Annotated in this window: 14 protein-coding genes and 1 pseudogene; 10 read left to right on the forward strand and 5 right to left on the reverse strand. The window is 74.9% G+C overall.

The window, feature by feature from the left end; translation table 11 throughout:
- Positions 1 to 6 precede the first annotated feature (6 nt).
- A complete protein-coding gene (locus ACZCAH_RS11345; RefSeq protein WP_464341177.1) occupies positions 7 to 408 on the forward strand; it encodes a hypothetical protein in 402 nt (133 codons plus the stop codon).
- Here ACZCAH_RS11345 and ACZCAH_RS11350 read toward each other — a convergent pair.
- Positions 392 to 1,813: a glutamyl-tRNA reductase gene (locus ACZCAH_RS11350; RefSeq protein ID WP_464341178.1), complete on the reverse strand. Its 1,422-nt coding sequence runs from the start codon at positions 1,811 to 1,813 to the stop codon at positions 392 to 394. The genes ACZCAH_RS11345 and ACZCAH_RS11350 overlap by 17 nt on opposite strands.
- 268 nt (positions 1,814 to 2,081) lie before the next feature.
- Here ACZCAH_RS11350 and hemE point away from each other — a divergent pair, with 268 nt between their 5' ends.
- Genes hemE through hemL form a run of 8 tightly spaced genes read left to right on the forward strand, consistent with a single transcriptional unit; the run spans position 2,082 to position 10,845 of the window.
- The gene (hemE, locus tag ACZCAH_RS11355) at positions 2,082 to 3,128 is read left to right on the forward strand and encodes a uroporphyrinogen decarboxylase (protein ID WP_464341202.1); all 1,047 of its coding nucleotides are present in this window, start codon (positions 2,082 to 2,084) and stop codon (positions 3,126 to 3,128) included.
- The gene (gene hemG / locus ACZCAH_RS11360; protein WP_464341179.1) at positions 3,125 to 4,543 is read left to right on the forward strand and encodes a protoporphyrinogen oxidase; all 1,419 of its coding nucleotides are present in this window, start codon (positions 3,125 to 3,127) and stop codon (positions 4,541 to 4,543) included. Before hemE ends, hemG begins: the two co-directional genes overlap by 4 nt.
- Positions 4,540 to 5,313, forward strand: coding sequence for a hydrogen peroxide-dependent heme synthase (gene hemQ / locus ACZCAH_RS11365; RefSeq protein WP_464341180.1), 774 nt, complete (start codon positions 4,540 to 4,542; stop codon positions 5,311 to 5,313). The genes hemG and hemQ overlap by 4 nt, the downstream gene beginning before the upstream one ends.
- 55 nt (positions 5,314 to 5,368) lie before the next feature.
- A complete protein-coding gene (locus ACZCAH_RS11370; RefSeq protein ID WP_464341181.1) occupies positions 5,369 to 6,637 on the forward strand; it encodes a ferrochelatase in 1,269 nt (422 codons plus the stop codon).
- Positions 6,634 to 7,662: a hydroxymethylbilane synthase gene (hemC, locus tag ACZCAH_RS11375; protein WP_464341182.1), complete on the forward strand. Its 1,029-nt coding sequence runs from the start codon at positions 6,634 to 6,636 to the stop codon at positions 7,660 to 7,662. The genes ACZCAH_RS11370 and hemC overlap by 4 nt, the downstream gene beginning before the upstream one ends.
- On the forward strand, positions 7,662 to 8,462 hold the full coding sequence (locus tag ACZCAH_RS11380; RefSeq protein WP_464341183.1) for a uroporphyrinogen-III synthase: 801 nt from the start codon (positions 7,662 to 7,664) through the stop codon (positions 8,460 to 8,462). The genes hemC and ACZCAH_RS11380 overlap by 1 nt, the downstream gene beginning before the upstream one ends.
- Entirely contained in the window at positions 8,459 to 9,487 is a 1,029-nt protein-coding gene (hemB, locus tag ACZCAH_RS11385) for a porphobilinogen synthase (RefSeq protein ID WP_464341184.1), read from the forward strand. The genes ACZCAH_RS11380 and hemB overlap by 4 nt, the downstream gene beginning before the upstream one ends.
- A 50-nt stretch (positions 9,488 to 9,537) precedes the next feature.
- Positions 9,538 to 10,845 (forward strand): glutamate-1-semialdehyde 2,1-aminomutase, encoded by a 1,308-nt coding sequence (hemL, locus tag ACZCAH_RS11390; RefSeq protein ID WP_464341185.1) that lies wholly within the window; start codon positions 9,538 to 9,540, stop codon positions 10,843 to 10,845.
- 133 nt (positions 10,846 to 10,978) lie between these two features.
- Here the strand turns inward: hemL and ACZCAH_RS11395 are convergent.
- Positions 10,979 to 11,284, reverse strand: a pseudogene (locus tag ACZCAH_RS11395) (HNH endonuclease); the annotation flags it as partial.
- Positions 11,285 to 11,524: 240 nt separating this feature from the next.
- Between ACZCAH_RS11395 and ACZCAH_RS11400 the strand changes: the two are divergent.
- Positions 11,525 to 12,187, forward strand: a complete 663-nt coding sequence (locus ACZCAH_RS11400; RefSeq protein ID WP_464341186.1) for a pentapeptide repeat-containing protein — start codon at positions 11,525 to 11,527, stop codon at positions 12,185 to 12,187.
- 30 nt (positions 12,188 to 12,217) lie between these two features.
- Here ACZCAH_RS11400 and ACZCAH_RS11405 read toward each other — a convergent pair whose 3' ends face one another.
- The 3 genes from ACZCAH_RS11405 to sfnG form a co-directional block, all read right to left on the reverse strand.
- Positions 12,218 to 12,667, reverse strand: coding sequence for a CoA-binding protein (locus ACZCAH_RS11405; protein ID WP_464341203.1), 450 nt, complete (start codon positions 12,665 to 12,667; stop codon positions 12,218 to 12,220).
- 170 nt (positions 12,668 to 12,837) lie between these two features.
- On the reverse strand, positions 12,838 to 14,196 hold the full coding sequence (locus tag ACZCAH_RS11410) for an O-acetylhomoserine aminocarboxypropyltransferase/cysteine synthase family protein (protein ID WP_464341187.1): 1,359 nt from the start codon (positions 14,194 to 14,196) through the stop codon (positions 12,838 to 12,840).
- Positions 14,193 to 15,431 (reverse strand): dimethylsulfone monooxygenase SfnG, encoded by a 1,239-nt coding sequence (gene sfnG / locus ACZCAH_RS11415; RefSeq protein WP_464341188.1) that lies wholly within the window; start codon positions 15,429 to 15,431, stop codon positions 14,193 to 14,195. Before sfnG ends, ACZCAH_RS11410 begins: the two co-directional genes overlap by 4 nt.
- Positions 15,432 to 15,475: the final 44 nt, after the last annotated feature.

The following is a 15,475-nucleotide window of genomic DNA, read 5'->3' on the forward strand; positions in this document are numbered from 1 at the left end:
GCGCTGATGGAGGTCAACCCCTACGAGGCCCGGTTGCGGCTGCTGCAGCAGATGGACGGCGTCCAGATGCAGCGGGAGGCCGCGCCCGACGAGGAGACCGCCGGCTGCCCCGGCTGCCCCTATTTCTGGACCTGCCCCGTCCCGCATCGGGGCGAGGAGGTGCGCGCCCCTGCGGAGATCGAGCTCGAGGACGTCGCCGAGGCGCTCGGCCCGCGGCGCGCCTTCCGGCCGCGCGACGAGTCCGACGTCGGCTGGAGCGACACCTGGGTGGATGAGGAGGGGCTCACCGTCGACGCCCCGGAACCGGCCGAGGAGCTGGAGGCCGCGCTGGACTCCGAACTCCCTGACGAGCCCGCGAGCGAGCCCGCCCGACGCGGCCCGCGCACCTGGTTCAGGCGCCGCCGCTGACCCCGCCGCCGTCCGCGCGGCCGGAGAGGCGGGCGAGCAGCGCTCCGGACAGCGCGGCGGGCGGCACGGTGCGGTCCACGCGCATCCACCCGGCGGGGACGGGGCTCTCGCCGCCCTGCTCAGGGCCGTGGGCGACCTCCCGACCGGCGGAGATGTCGATGCCGAAGATGGTGTGGAAGGCCTCGACGTAGTCGTCGGCGAAGCCGGTCTCGGCGAGGTGCCGGGCGCGCTCGGCCGGCTGGTGCATGACCTTCGCGAGGATCCGGCGCACGGAGCGGTCGAGCTGGTCGGCCGTCTCGGGAGAGACCTCGCGGCGTAGCCGGTCCACCTCGAGGTCCGCGGCCTCGGCGACCTCGCGGCGCAGCGCGGCCATCGCGGGATCGATGCGCCGCACCTCCTGCTGCACCCGGAAGGCCTCCACGTTCTCGGCGACGATGGCGCGGGCGGTGGCGAGGGCGGAGTCGTCGGCCCGGTCCGCCTCGGTCGCGAGGTCGGCGAGCCCGATCACGGTCACGCCCTTGAGGTGCCGCACCAGCGGGTGCAGGTCGGAGTGCAGGGCGAGGTCGAGCACGACGACACCGCCCGCGCTCGCACCCGCGCCGAGGAACTGCTCGGGGAAGAGGGAGGTGCCGCGCCCCGAGCAGGCCAGCACGAGGTCGGCGGCGGCGAGCGCCTCGTCCAGCTCCCCGGCCTCGACGGCCCGGGCGCCGTGGCGCTGGGCGAAGCCGAGGGCACGGCCCGACGGGGAGAAGACGCGCAGGTCGCGGGCGCCGCGGCGGGTGAGCTCGGCGAGACCCAGGCGGGCGTAGGCGCCCGTGCCGACGATCAGGGCGCTGCGTCCCTCGAGCCCGCCGAGGGCCGCGGCGGCGCGGTCGAGGGCGACGGCCGCCCCGGAGCGGCCGGCGGCGCCGACGGGGGCCTGGGTCGCGACCTGCTTGGCGCAGCGGAAGCCGTGCTGGAAGAGGTCGTGGAGCATCGAAGTGGTGCGTCCGCCGCGGCGCGCGACCTCATAGGCCTGGCGCACCTGCCCGGCGATCTCCGCCTCGCCGACGACGAGGGAGCGCAGCCCCGAGGTCATCTCGTAGAGGTGCTGGGGTACGGGGGCGTCCATCGCGGCGTCGAAGCACAGCGAGACCACCTCGCGGTCGAGGCCGCTGGTGCGGGTGACCGCGTCGATGACGAGCTCGATCCCCTCGTGGAAGCGCTCGGTGTCGAGGTACACCTCGAGGCGGTTGCAGGTGCTCACCACGACCTGCCCGGCGAGCAGCGGCGCCCCGCCGTCGTGACGGGTGCGCTCGAGGGCGAGCTCCTCGAGCACGGCCGGCAGGGAGTCGGCGTCCCGGGTGAGGGCGTCGAGCATGTCGAGGTCGAGGTGCTCGTGGGTGGCGCGGAGAGCGGCGAGCATGATCGCCAGTGTAGGCCCGCCCGACGACGCCCCTCCCGACCTGGGAGCCTCGGGCGGCGGGAGTGTGCACAATGGGGGCGCCATGGAACAGAAGAGCACGTCAGAGCGCACTTTTGCGGACAACCCGTCAGATCGATCGCGACAGTCGTCAGATCCCCGGATCGGTGCAGGCGAGAGCCTCGCGGGCGCCCCGGCGGGGACCCCGTCGGACGGCCCCTCGACCCTCCCCGCCGAGCATCCGGCGCTCCGCCCGCAGGCCCGCGGTGGTGTGGCCGACGCCTCTCTCCTGCGGGAGCTGAGAGGTGACCGGGATCCCGCGGCGGCGCCGAGCGTGTGGTTCATGCGACAGGCCGGCCGCTCGCTGCCCGAGTACCGGGCGCTGCGCGAGGGCACGACGATGCTCGACTCCTGCCTGCGCCCCGACATGGCCGCCGAGATCACCGTGCAGCCGGTGCGCCGCCACCGCGTCGATGCCGGGATCTTCTTCTCGGACATCGTCGTGCCCGTGCGCGTGGCCGGCCTCGGCGTGGAGATCCGGCCCGGGGTGGGGCCCGTGGTCGAGCACCCGCTGCGCACCGAGGCGGACATCGACGCCCTGCCCGTCCTCGGGGACGACTACGAGGCGGGCCTCGAGCCGATCCGCGAGGCGGTTCGCCGCACCGTCGCCGAGCTCGGCACCACGCCGCTGATCGGCTTCGCCGGCGCCCCCTTCACCGTCGCCAGCTACCTGGTCGAGGGCGGGCCCAGCCGCGACCACCTGCGCACCCGCGCCCTGATGCGCGACCGCCCCGAGCTGTGGGCGCGCCTCGCGGCCTGGGTCGCCGAGCTCTCGGGCCGCTTCCTGCGTGCCCAGGTGCTCGCGGGCGCCTCCGCGGTGCAGCTCTTCGACTCCTGGGTCGGCTCCCTCGGCGCCGCGCAGTACCTCGAGCACGTGCAGCAGCACTCGGCCGCGGCGCTCGCGCGCGTCGCCGACCTGCCGGTGCCGCGGATCCACTTCGGCGTCGGCGCCGCGCACCTGCTGCCCGAGATGCACGCCGCGGGCGCGACCGTGATGGGCGTCGACCACCGACTGCCGCTGGACCGGGCGCTCGAGCTGCTCCCCGCGGGCACCCCGCTGCAGGGCAACATCGATCCGGCGGTGCTGTTCACCGCCGAGGAGGCCCGCTTCGCCGAGGCCCGCGCGGTGCTCACCGCGGGCGCCGCGGCCCCCGGCCACGTGGTGAACCTCGGCCACGGCGTCCCGCCGGAGACGGATCCCCAGGTCCTCACCGACCTCGTCGCCTTCCTCCACGCCCAGGGCGGCGAACGGGCATGAGCTCCTCGGTCCTCGTGGTCGGCGGCGGGCTCGCGGGCCTGCTCGCCGCGCGCGAGCATGCCCGGGCCGGCCGACGCGTGGTGCTGCTCGAGGCGGCCCCCGTGGTCGGCGGCGCGGTCGCGGAGACGCATCTCGGTCCGCTCGCCCTGAACGCGGGCGCCGAGGCGTTCTCGATCGGCCGCGGGGCGGTCGACGCTCTGCTCGCCGAGCTCGGGATCGACGGCGCAGCCGTCTCCCCGCGCGAGGGACTCGGCTCGCGGCTGGTCTCCGCGGCGGGCGTCCACCGGGCGCCCGGTGGAGGCCTGCTCGGCATCCCCGGGCGACCCCTCGCCGCCGACGTCCGCACGGTCCTCGGCACCGCCGGCGCCCTGCGCGCGGCGCTCGAGCCGCTGCTGCCGGCACGGATCGGGGCGCGTCCCGGCGCCACGGTCGCCGAGACCGTCTCCCGGCGGCTCGGCCGAAGGGTGCTCGAGCGGCTGGTCGCCCCGATCGTCGGCGGGGTGCACTCCGCGGATCCCGCGACCCTCGAGCTCGCGGCCGCCTCCCCCGCCCTCGTCGCCGGCCTCGCGCGCCACGGCTCCCTCGTCCGGGCCGTGCGGGAGATCCGCGGCGCCGGCACGGCGAGCGCGGGCACCCGGGTGCGCTCCCTCTCCCCGACCATGGCCGCCCTCCCCGCGGCGCTGCGCGCGGACCTCCTCGCCCGCGGCGGTCTGCTGCGCACGGGGGTCGAGGTCGTCGAGGTCGGCCGCACCGGGGACACCTGGTGGGCGCGCACCGCGAGCGGCGAGACCCTCGAGGCGTCCGAGCTGGTGCTCGCCGGCCCGCCGGACATGACCCGCGCCCTCCTCGCCGAGGCGGCGCCGGAGATCGCCGCCGCGATCCCGCAGGCCCCGTCGACCGCCGTGCGGCTCGTCGCCCTCGCGCTCGACGCGGAGGCGCTGGACGCCTTCCCCTCGGGCACTGGGGCGCTCGTCGCCCCCGGTACCCCGGGGATCCGCGCGAAGGCGCTGACCCACGCGAGCGCCAAGTGGGAACACGTCGGCGAGCAGGTGCGCGCCGCCTTCCCGGACGCCGCCTCCCCGCACCTGGTGCGGCTCTCCTACGGGCGGCCCGGCGAGCCGATGCCCGAGCGCGAGGGGATCGAGGAGCTCGCCCTCGCCGACGCCTCCCGCATCCTCGGCACGGAGCTCATCCGGGAGCAGCTCCTCGGCGCGGTCGTGATCGACTGGGACCGCGCCATGAGCCAGGCCCTGCCCGGCCACCGCGCCGCCCTCGACCACCTCGAGGCGCTCCTCGCCGAGGAGCCGACCCTGCACCTGACCGGCTCCTGGCGGGCCGGCACCGGCATCGACGCGATCGTCCGCGCCGAGCACCACCCCGACCCGCACCCCACCGCAGAAGGGACCCCCGCATGACCGAGACCCAGCCCTCCGCCCCCGCCGCACCCGACACCGCCGCGGCGGCGTCGGACGCCGCGGATCCCGAGCAGATCGCGCAGACCACCCGGTACACGAGCTACACCGTGTTCCGCCGCCTCGCGGGTCTCGGCGACGAGGGCGAGATCAGCGTCTCCGAGGCGACCGCGGCCCTCGCCGAGACGGTGTCCCTCATGGAGGCGAGCGCGGAGGACGACTCGCTCGAGATCCTCGGCTGGTACGACGTCTCCGGCTTCCGCGCCGAGGACGACCTGATGCTGTGGCTCGCCGCGGACCGTCCCGAGACCCTGCAGGCCGCGCTGCGCGAGCTCGAGCGCTCCCTGGTCGGCTCCTGGCTGCACCGCGAGTGGGCGGCCGCGGGCGTGCACCGGATGGCGGAGTTCTCCCGCGACCACGTCCCCTCGTTCATGGTCCCGGGCTTCGAGCGGAAGCAGTGGATCACGGTCTACCCCTTCGTGCGCTCCTACGACTGGTACCTGCTCGAGCAGGACGAGCGCAACCGCATGCTGCGCGAGCACGGCCTCCTCGGCCGCGACTTCCCGCAGGTCAACGCCAACACGGTCGCGGCCTTCGCGCTCGGCGACTACGAGTGGCTGCTGTCCTTCGAGGCCGACGACCTGCATGATCTGGTGGACATGATGCGCCACCTGCGCTACTCCGATGCGCGTCTGCACGTGCGCGAGGAGCTCCCCTTCCACACCGGCCGCCGCCTCGCCGCCCTCGAGGACGTCGCCGCGCTGCTGATCTGATCCCGCCCGCCCGAGCCCGACCACTGAGCCCGACCCCCTCCACGAGGACACCACCATGACCGACACCACTGCGCCGATGCCCGCGCCCCGCGCCGCGGCCCCCGACTCCCCCACCCATACGCGACGCGGCGAAGCCCGCCCCTTCGACGCGATCCTGTTCTCCTCCTTCGGCGGCCCCGACGGGCAGGAGGACGTCATCCCCTTCCTGCGCAACGTCACGCGCGGACGCGGGATCCCCGACGAGCGTCTGGAGGAGGTCGCGGGCCACTACCGCGCGCTCGGCGGACGCAGCCCGATCACCGCGCAGAACGAGGCGATGATCGCCGCGCTCGAGGCGGAGCTGGCGCGCCGCGGCGTGGACCTGCCGATCTACTTCGGCAACCGCAACTGGGCGCCCTACAACGCCGAGGCCGTACGCGCCCTCCACGCCGACGGCCACCGCCATGCTCTCGGCCTCGTCACCAGCGCGTACTCCTCGTACTCCTCGTGCCGGCAGTACCGGGAGGACTTCGGCATGGTGCTCGAGGAGACCGGTCTGGCCGGCGAGGTCACCATCGACAAGGTCCGCGTCTACTTCAACCATCCCGGCTTCCTCGCCCCGGTGGTCGACGGCCTCGGCGCCGCCCTGGCGAGCCTCGCCGCCGAGGGGCACGACAGCGAGCGCGTCGCGGTGCTGTTCTCCACCCACTCGGTGCCGACCGCGATGGCCGAGGCCTCCGGTCCGGAGGAGACGCGGGTCGAGGGCTCCGGCGGCTGGTACGTCGAGCAGCACCTCGCCGCCTGCCGGTGGGTGATGGACCAGCTGCACGACGACGCTCCCGAGCTCCCGGACTGGCAGCTCGTCTACCAGTCCCGTTCCGGGGCGCCGCACATCCCGTGGCTCGAGCCGGACGTGAACGACGTCATCGCGCAGCTCGCCGAGGAGGACGCCGCCGATGCCGTCGTCGTCGTCCCCATCGGCTTCGTCACCGACCACGTCGAGGTCGTCTGGGACCTGGACACGGAAGCGAAGGAGACCGCCGCGGAGAAGGGCCTCGCCTTCCGACGCGTCGCGACCTCCGGGGAGGATCCCCGCTTCATCGCCGCCCTCGCAGATCTCGTCCAGGAGCGGCTGGACGCGTCCTTCCCGCGCCGTGTGGTCACGGACTTCGGGGGCACCCCGGACGTGTGCGGGACGAACTGCTGCGCTGGACGGATGTGCCGGCCCACCACGAGCGCGGTGGACTCCGCGGCGGACGTCGAGCGGGCGCGGGCGGAGCGTCTCGCCGCCGCGGGCGTCGGCACGACGGGCGCCGGCACGGCGGGCGCCGGATCGCCCTCGTGACCGCCGCCCCGCTGCGGATCGGCACCCGTGCCTCCGAACTGGCCCTGACCCAGTCCGGGCACGTCGGCGCGGCGCTCACGGCCGGCACCGGGAGCGAGGTCGAGCTGGTGCACGTGAGCACCCCCGGCGACCGGGACCGCACCAGCCCGCTCGCGCAGATCGGCGGGACCGGCGTGTTCGTCACCGCGGTGCGGCAGGCGCTGCTGGACGGCGCGGTCGACGTGGTCGTCCACTCCTGGAAAGACCTCCCCACCGTTCCGCTGGACGAGATCACGCTGGCCTGCACCCCGGTGCGGGAGGATCCGCGCGATGCGCTGTGCGCCCGCGACGGGCTCACCCTCGCGCAGCTCCCGGCAGGGGCGCGCGTGGGCACGGGGTCGCCGCGCCGCGGTGCGCAGCTGCTTCGGGCCCGTCCCGATCTCCAGGTCGTGGGGATCCGCGGCAACGTCGAGACGCGCCTGAACCGGGCCCTCGGCGAGGACGCGGACCTCGACGCCGTCGTGCTCGCCGCCGCGGGCCTGCTCCGGGTGGGCCGCGAGGCCGCGATCAGCGAGCTCCTGCCCGTCGAGGTCATGCTGCCCGCGCCCGCCCAGGGCGCCCTCGCCGTGGAGGCGACCACCGCCGCGCTCGCGCAGGCGCCCTGGTTCGCCGCGCGACTCACGGCGGTCGACGATCCGGCCACCCGCGCCGCGGTCACGGCCGAGCGGTCCCTGCTGCGGGCGCTCGAGGCGGGCTGCTCCGCCCCGGTCGCCGCGTTCGCCGAGCTCGAGCCGGCCGGTACCGCTCCGGCCGAGGCCGAGACCTCCGGCGCGATCGACGCCGCCGTGCAGGTCCTGCGCCTGCGCGCCCTCGCGATCCGTCCCGACGGGTCGCGGGTCGTCGAGGGCGAGGCCCGGATCGACGTGGACCTCGCCGCCGATGCGCTCTCCGGGCCGGGCTCGGTCCCGGCCGCGCTCGGCGAGGACCTCGCCGCCGACCTGCTCTCTCGCGGCGCCGGCGAGATCCTCGCGGAGGCCCGCGCCTGATGCGCTCTCCCGGGACGCCCGCCTCGCCGTCCGCGCCGGCCCCGGCCGCGCGGCCCGTGCTGGTCACGCGGCCCGCCGGACGGGGGAAGCGTCTCGCCGCGCTGCTCGAGGCGGAGGGGTTCGCGGTCGAGCACGCGCCGTTGACCCGCCTCGTCCCCAGCGACGGTGAGGAGCTGCGGGCCGCCCTGGTCGAGCTGGCCGCGGGCGGGTTCACCCATCTGGTGGTCACCTCCCGCACCGCCGCCGAGCGCCTGGCGAGCACCCGTGTCCCGTCGGGGACCGCGGTCGTCGCCGTCGGCGAGGGGACTGCCGCGGCACTCCGGGCGGCGGGGACCCCGCCCACCTCCGTGGCCCCGGGATCCGGCGCCGCCCTCGCCGCCGCCATGCCGCCGGCGGCACCGGGCGACCGGGTGCTGTTCCCGGCCTCCTCCGCCGCCTCCCGCACCGTCCCGGACGGCCTGCGCGCGGCCGGCTACACGGTGGTGGAGGTCGAGGCCTACCGGCCCGAGCACGTCGACCCGCCCCCGTCGGTCGCCCGGGGCCTGCCCGTGGGCCGCTACGCGGCGATCGTGCTGACCAGTCCGATGATCGCCCGGCGCGCCGCCGGGATCGGCGTGCACCCCACGACCGCGGTGATCACCATCGGGGACCCGACCACCGAGGCCGTGCGCGCGTCGGGCCTCGTCCCCGCACGGCAGGCCCGCACCCCGTCCGACGAGGCGCTCGTCCTCGCGGTCCGCGAGGCCCTCTCCCCGCCGCCCGACCGTTCCCCGCACCCCCGTTCGAAGGAGACCCGATGACCCACCCCGTCGCCCCCGGCCCGCTGCCCGTGGACCGCCCCCGTCGACTCCGCACGAGCGCCGCCATGCGCTCCCTCGTGCGGGAGACGACGCTGCGGCCCGCCGACCTGGTGCTGCCGATGTTCGTGCGCGAGGGCGCGACCGAGCCCGTCGCGATCTCCTCCATGCCCGGTGTGCAGCAGCACTCCCTGGACTCGCTCGTGCGCGCGGGCGTCGAGGCGGTCGAGCGCGGCGTCGGCGGGCTGATGCTCTTCGGCGTGCCCGCACGGAAGGACGCCGTGGGCTCGGGCGCGACCGACCCCGAGGGGATCCTCAACGTGGGGCTGGCCCGGCTGCGCACCGAGCTCGGCGACTCGACGGTGATCATGGCGGACCTGTGCCTCGACGAGTTCACCGACCACGGCCACTGCGGAGTGCTCGACGACGACGGCCGGGTCGACAACGACGCGACCCTCGAGCGATACCGCGCGATGGCCCTGGCCCAGGCGGAGGCCGGCGCGCACCTGCTGGGCCCCTCCGGGATGATGGACGGCCAGATCGCCGCCGTGCGCGACGCCCTCGACGCTGCCGGGCATCTCGACGTGGCGCTCTACGCCTACACCGCGAAGTACGCCTCCGCCTTCTACGGCCCCTTCCGCGAGGCGGTGGACTCCTCCCTCACGGGCGACCGCCGTACCTATCAGCAGGACCCGGCGAACGGCCGCGAGGCGCTGCGCGAGCTCGAGCTCGACGTCGCCGAGGGCGCGGACCTGGTGATGGTCAAGCCCGGTCTGCCCTATCTCGACGTGCTGCGGGACGTCGCCGCCGCCTCGCCGGTGCCGGTCGGCGCCTACCAGGTCTCCGGCGAGTACGCGATGATCGAGGCCGCGAGCGCGAACGGCTGGGTGGACCGCGACCGGACCGTCCTCGAGTCGCTCCTGGCCTTCCGCCGCGCGGGCGCCTCGACCGTGCTGACCTACTACGCGAGCGAGGTCGCGGGCTGGTTCGCGGACGGTCTGCCGCCGCACCTGCGCGAGTTCCGCTGAGCCCCTTCCCCTCCATACCCCTGCCACTCCACGACCCCGGGAGATCCCCCATGACCACCGCCCTCTCCGAGGAGCTGTTCGCCCGAGCCCGCCGCGTGATCCCCTCGGGGGTGAACTCGCCCGTGCGCGCCTTCGGCTCGGTGGGCGGCACGCCCCCGTTCCTGACCAGCGCGAAGGGTGCCCTGCTCACCGACGCCGACGGCACCGAGTACGTGGACCTCGTCGGCTCGTGGGGGCCGATGATCCTCGGCCACGCCCACGAGGGGGTCGTCGAGGCGGTGCGCGAGGCGGCCGGACGCGGCCTGTCCTTCGGCGCCCCGCAGCCGGGAGAGGTCTCGCTCGCCGAGGAGGTCGCCGCCCGGATCGCGCCGGTGGAGCGGCTGCGTCTGGTCAACTCCGGCACCGAGGCGACGATGAGCGCGCTGCGGGTGGCCCGCGCCGCGACCGACCGCGACGTGGTGGTGAAGTTCGCGGGCTGCTATCACGGGCACGTCGACGCGCTGCTCGCCGAGGCCGGCAGCGGGGTCGCGACCTTCGCGATGCCCGGATCGGCCGGGGTCACCGCCGCGACCGCGCGCGACACCGTCGTCCTGCCCTACGGGGACCGCGCGGCGGTGCAGGCCCTGTTCGCCGAGCGGGGCGGGGAGATCGCGGCGGTCATCACGGAGGCGGCGCCTGCGAACATGGGCGTGGTGCCGCCTCTGGACGAGGACGGTATCGGCTTCAATCGCTTCCTCGCCGAGACCGCGCACGCCGCCGGGGCGCTCCTGATCAGCGACGAGGTGCTCACCGGCTTCCGCGCGAGCCGCGAGGGCTACTACGGCATCGACGGCGACGGCTGGGCGCCCGACCTCCTGACCTTCGGCAAGGTGATCGGCGGCGGCCTGCCCGTCGGCGCCTTCGGCGGACGCGCGGACCTGATGGACCTGCTCGCCCCGGCCGGTCCCGTCTACCAGGCGGGGACGCTCTCGGGGAATCCGCTCGCGACCGCCGCGGGCCTCGCGACCTTCGCGGGCCTCGACGAGGAGGCGTACCGGACGCTGGGCCGAGCCTCCCTCGCGCTGCAGCAGATGGTCGCCGAGGCCTTCACCGCCGCCGGCGTGCCGCACGTGATCCAGACGGCGGGGACCCTCTTCTCGGTGTTCTTCCGGGACGAGCCGGTGCGCACCTACGAGGACGCGAAGGCCCAGGACACCGCCGCCTTCACCCGCTTCTTCCACGCGATGCTCGAGGGCGGGGTGTACCTGCCGCCCTCGGCCTTCGAGGCCTGGTTCGTCTCCACCGCGCACGACGCCGCGGTCCTCGACCGCATCGCGGCGGTGCTGCCCGGCGCCGCGCGGGCGGCCGCGGAGGGCTGAGGGTCTCGGGCCGCGACACGGGCCCGAGCCGCTCCGGCCCGGTCTCGCGCACCGTGCCGCCGAGACTCGTCCAGCGGATGCGGTGGCCGTCGAGGCCGGCGACCTGCTCGACGGCGAGGGTCTGCCCCTCCTTGTCGTTGCACCAGGCGCACAGTCCCTGTCCGTTCTCGAGAGTCGTCGGGCCGCCTGCGGAGACCGGGTCGATGTGGTCGATCTGGCGGATCGGCGCATCGCACAACGGGCCGCGGCAGGTCATATCCCGCCAGCGGATGAACCGGGCGAGGCCGCGCGGGAAGGCGCGGGCGCGGGACTCGACGCCGACCAGCTCACCGCTGGTGGGATGCGTGGAGAGGCGGCGGAGCTGGAGTCTCGCCTCGGCGGCGTCATCGCCGAGCGTCTTGTCGAGCCCGCGGGCGAGGTCGCTGAGCGGCCCGGACATCGCCTCTCGGATCGCCTCGGGCGGGACGACGCCGTAGCCCTCGAGGCGGGCGGGGTCCCCTCCGCGCGGCGAGAATCTCGTCGACAACCGCTAACCCCCACAGACCTGGGGTTATTCGAGCCCTATTCACCCAAGTCTGCGGGGCTTAGCGAGGACGCGGGGCCATCCGGAACCGTCACCCCCGCCCCGTAGGCTCCCCGCAGACCCCGCCCCGCCCCATCCCCGGACACACAGGACGCCATGGCCCGCCGCACCACCACCCGCCCGCCCGCGATCACGACGCTGCGCCTGCACGATCTCGAGGCCGCCGCGCCTGAGGACCTCGACGCCCATCGGCTCCACGAGGCCCTGTCGCTGCACGACGCCGATCTCTCGGGCCGGGACCTCGAGGGCGCGACCCTCACCGAGTGCGAGCTCGTCGGCGTGACCGCGGCGTCGGCGCGGCTGCAGCACGCCCGGATCCTCGAGACCCGCCTCGAGCGCTGGGACGCGCCGGTGCTGGACGCCTCCCGCTCCACCTGGCGGGACGTGGAGCTGCTCGGATCGCGACTCGGCGCCCTGGACCTCTACGACGCGGAGATCCGCCAGGCCCGCATCGTCGGCAGCCGCATCGGCTGGCTCAACCTGCGCGGCAGCACCCTCGAGGACGTGGTGCTCGAGGACTGCACGCTCGAGGAGCTGGATCTCTCGGGGGCCACGGCGAGCCGGGTGCTGCTGCGCGACTGCCGGGTGGACAGTCTGCTGCTCGCCGGGGCGCGGCTGCAGGACGTGGACCTGCGCGGCCTCGAGGTCGGCAGCATCGCGAACCTCGAGGCCCTCGCCGGGGCGACGCTCGACGCGGAGCAGGTCACCGCGCTCGCGCCCGCCTTCGCGAGCCACCTCGGGATCCGCGTCGAGGGCTGAGCGCGCCCGGCTCAGCCGCGGCCGCTGGGCTCAGCGGCGGCCGCTGAGCTCCTGTCGGCGGGAGCTGATCACGCCGGTGTCGAAGCCCGCGAGGTGCAGGCCGCCGTGGAAACGGGCGTGCTCGATCTTCACGCAGCGATCCATGACCACGTCGAGCCCGCCGGCCTCGGCGATCGCGGCGGCCTCCTCGTTCCAGGACCCGAGCTGCAGCCACAGCGCCTTCGCCCCGACCTCGACGGCCTCCCGCGCGACGCCCGGGAGGTCGGCGTCCTTGCGGAAGACGTCGACGATGTCCGGCACCACCGGCAGATCGGCGAGGGAGGCATAGGCGGGGTGCCCGAGGATCTCGCTCGCCCGCGGGTTCACGAAGTACACCTCGTAGGGCGAGCTGGAGAGCAGGTAGGTTCCCACGAAGTAGCTGGCCCGCGCCGGGTTCGCGGAGGCGCCGACGATCGCGATCGAGCGGGTGCGGCGCAGGATGCCGAGCCTTGCGGGGGCCGACGGGCCCTGCCAGGTCCGTGCGGGTGCCCCGGCGGGGGCGCCGCTCCCGGCAGGGGTGCCGCTCCCGGCGGGGGCCGCACATGCCTGCGCGGCGCTCTCGACGGCGATGCCGGTGCTGATGCTGATGCCGGTCTTGCTGGACTCGCCGCTCATGCCTGCTCCTCCCGGGTGCGGCCGGTGGCCGCGGTGATCGCCTGGTCGAGGTCCCAGAGGATGTCCTCGGTGTCCTCGAGGCCGACGGAGATGCGGATGAGGTCCGGCCGGACCCCGCCCGCGACCAGCTGCTCGGGGCGGAGCTGCTGGTGGGTGGTGGAGGCGGGGTGGATCACCAGGGTGCGGGCATCGCCGATGTTGGCGAGGTGCGAGGCGAGCTGCAGGTTCTCGATGACCGCCTCACCGGTCGCACGGGCCGCGGCGGCCTCCTCGGCCGCATCGGCGAACTCCCCCGTCGGCCGGACGCCGAAGGCGAACACCGAGCCGGGGCCGAGCGGCAGGTACTTCCGGGCCCGGTCGCGATGGGGGTGAGAGGGCAGCCCCGCCCAGGTCACGAAGGAGACGCGAGGATCGGCGTCGAGCCATTCGGCGACGGCGCGGGCCCCCGCGAGGTGGGCGTCGAGCCGCTGCGGCAGCGTCTCGACGCCCTGCAGCAGCTGGAAGGCGGACTGCGGCGAGAGCGAGGGGCCGATGTCGCGCAGCTGCTCGGAACGGAGCTTGGTGAGGAAGCCGTACTCGCCGAAGTTCGCCCACCACTGGATGCCGCCGTAGGACTCGACCGGCTCGGTCATGCCGGGGAACTTCCCGTTGCCCCAGTCGAAGCGTCCGGCCTCGACGACCACGCCGCCGAGGGTGGTGCCGTGCCCGCCGAGGAACTTGGTCGCCGAGTGGATGACGATGTCGGCGCCGTGCTCGAGCGGCCGCACCAGGTAGGGCGTGGCGAGGGTCGCGTCGACCACGAGCGGGACGCCGTGCTCGTGGGCGAGGGCGGCGAGGCCCTCGAGGTCGGCGATCTCGCCGGAGGGGTTGCCGATCATCTCGACGTAGAGCACCTTCGTCTCCGGCCGGAAGGCGGCGCGGTAGTCCTCGGGGTCGGAGGAGGGCACGAAGGTCGTCTGCACGCCGAAGCGGCGCAGGGTCACGTCGAGCTGGGTGACGGTGCCGCCGTAGAGCTGGGCGGAGGCGACGACGTGGTCGCCGGCGCCGACGAGCGCGGCGAAGGTGATGAACTCGGCGCTCATGCCCGATGCGGTCGCGACCGCGCCGATCCCGCCCTCGAGGGAGGCGATGCGCTCCTCGAAGGCGGCGACGGTGGGGTTGCCGATCCGGGAGTAGATGTTCCCGTACTTCTGCAGCGCGAAGAGGTTCGCGGCGTCGGCGGCGTCATCGAAGACGAACGACGTCGTCTGATAGATCGGGACCGCGCGGGCGCCGTGCTGGGCGTCGGGGGTGCCGCCCGCGTGGAGGGCGCGGGTGCGGAAGCCGAAGGTGCGCTCCTCGGGTGCGGCGCTCATGCGGCGGCCCCGGCGCGGGAGGGGTGATCGGCGGGGAGGGTCTCGGCGGTCGCCGCGGCGGCCTCCTCGGCGGTCACGCCGGGGACGACGGGCAGCAGATCGGTGTTCAGCTCGGTCCCGTGGGCGCGGGCGAGGTCCGCCTCCTTCTCGCGCACCAGCGGCATCACGTCGCGGCCGAACGCGGCGACCTCCTCCTGGAAGTGGAGGTAGCAGGTCAGCAGCAGGTTCACGCCGATCTTCTTGTACTCGACGATGCGGTCCGCGATCTCCTCGGGGGTGCCGATGAGGCGGGTCTTGAAGCCGTCGTTGTACTGGACCAGGTCCTCGAAGGACGAGTCGGCCCACATGCCCTTGCCGTCCGTGGTCGAGGCGCCGGCCTCCTGCACGGACTGGCGGAAGCCCTCGACCGCGGGGCGGTGCGCCTTCGCGACGATCTCGCGGAGGGTGTCCTCCGCCTCCTGGCGCGAGTCGCGCGCGATGACGAAGCCGTTGAGGCCGAACCGCGGGGAGCGCCCGGCCGCGGCGGCGGAGGCGAGGACCCCGGCGACGTTCTCCTCGTAGCCCTCGAGGGTGCGGCCGTTGGAGAAGTACCAGTCGGCGACGCGGCCGGCGGTGGCCTGCGCGGCGGTGGAGTTGCCGCCGAAGAAGATCTCGGGGTGGGGCCGGCCGGGGACGTCGACGGGCTTCGGGTTCAGGGTGAAGCCGTCGATGTCGTAGTAGGCGCCGGACTGGGTGTAGTCGTCCTCGGTGAGCAGACCGCGCAGCGCGCGGATGAACTCCTCGGTGCGGACGTAGCGCTCGTCGTGCTCGAGCCAGTCGAGGCCGAACTTCACGAACTCGTCCTTGAGCCAGCCGGAGACGATGTTCACCGCGGCGCGGCCGCCGGAGAGGTGGTCGGCGGTGATCAGCCACTTGGCGAGCACGCCGGGGTGCCACATGCCGGGGTGCACGGCGGAGATGACGCGCAGGCGCTCGGTGGCGCCGAGGAGGGCGAGCGAGAAGGCGGTCGCCTCGTGCTGCTTGTCCGCGCCGTAGCTCGCGGCGTAGCGGGTCTGGGTCAGGGCGTACTCGAAGCCGGAGTCCTCGGCGATGCGGGCGAGGCGCGCGTTGTAGGGCAGCTGCCAGTCGGTGCGCTGTTCGATCGTGGAGACGACGAGGCCGCCGGAAACGTTCGGCACCCAGTACGCGAACTTCAGGGGGGTCTCGAGCGAGGAGACGGGGGCGGTGAGGGTCATGGGGGTCCTCCTACGTCGGCACGGCCGACGGTCGGTTCCGGGCG

This window comes from Brachybacterium sp. B718/18 (assembly GCF_055454375.1).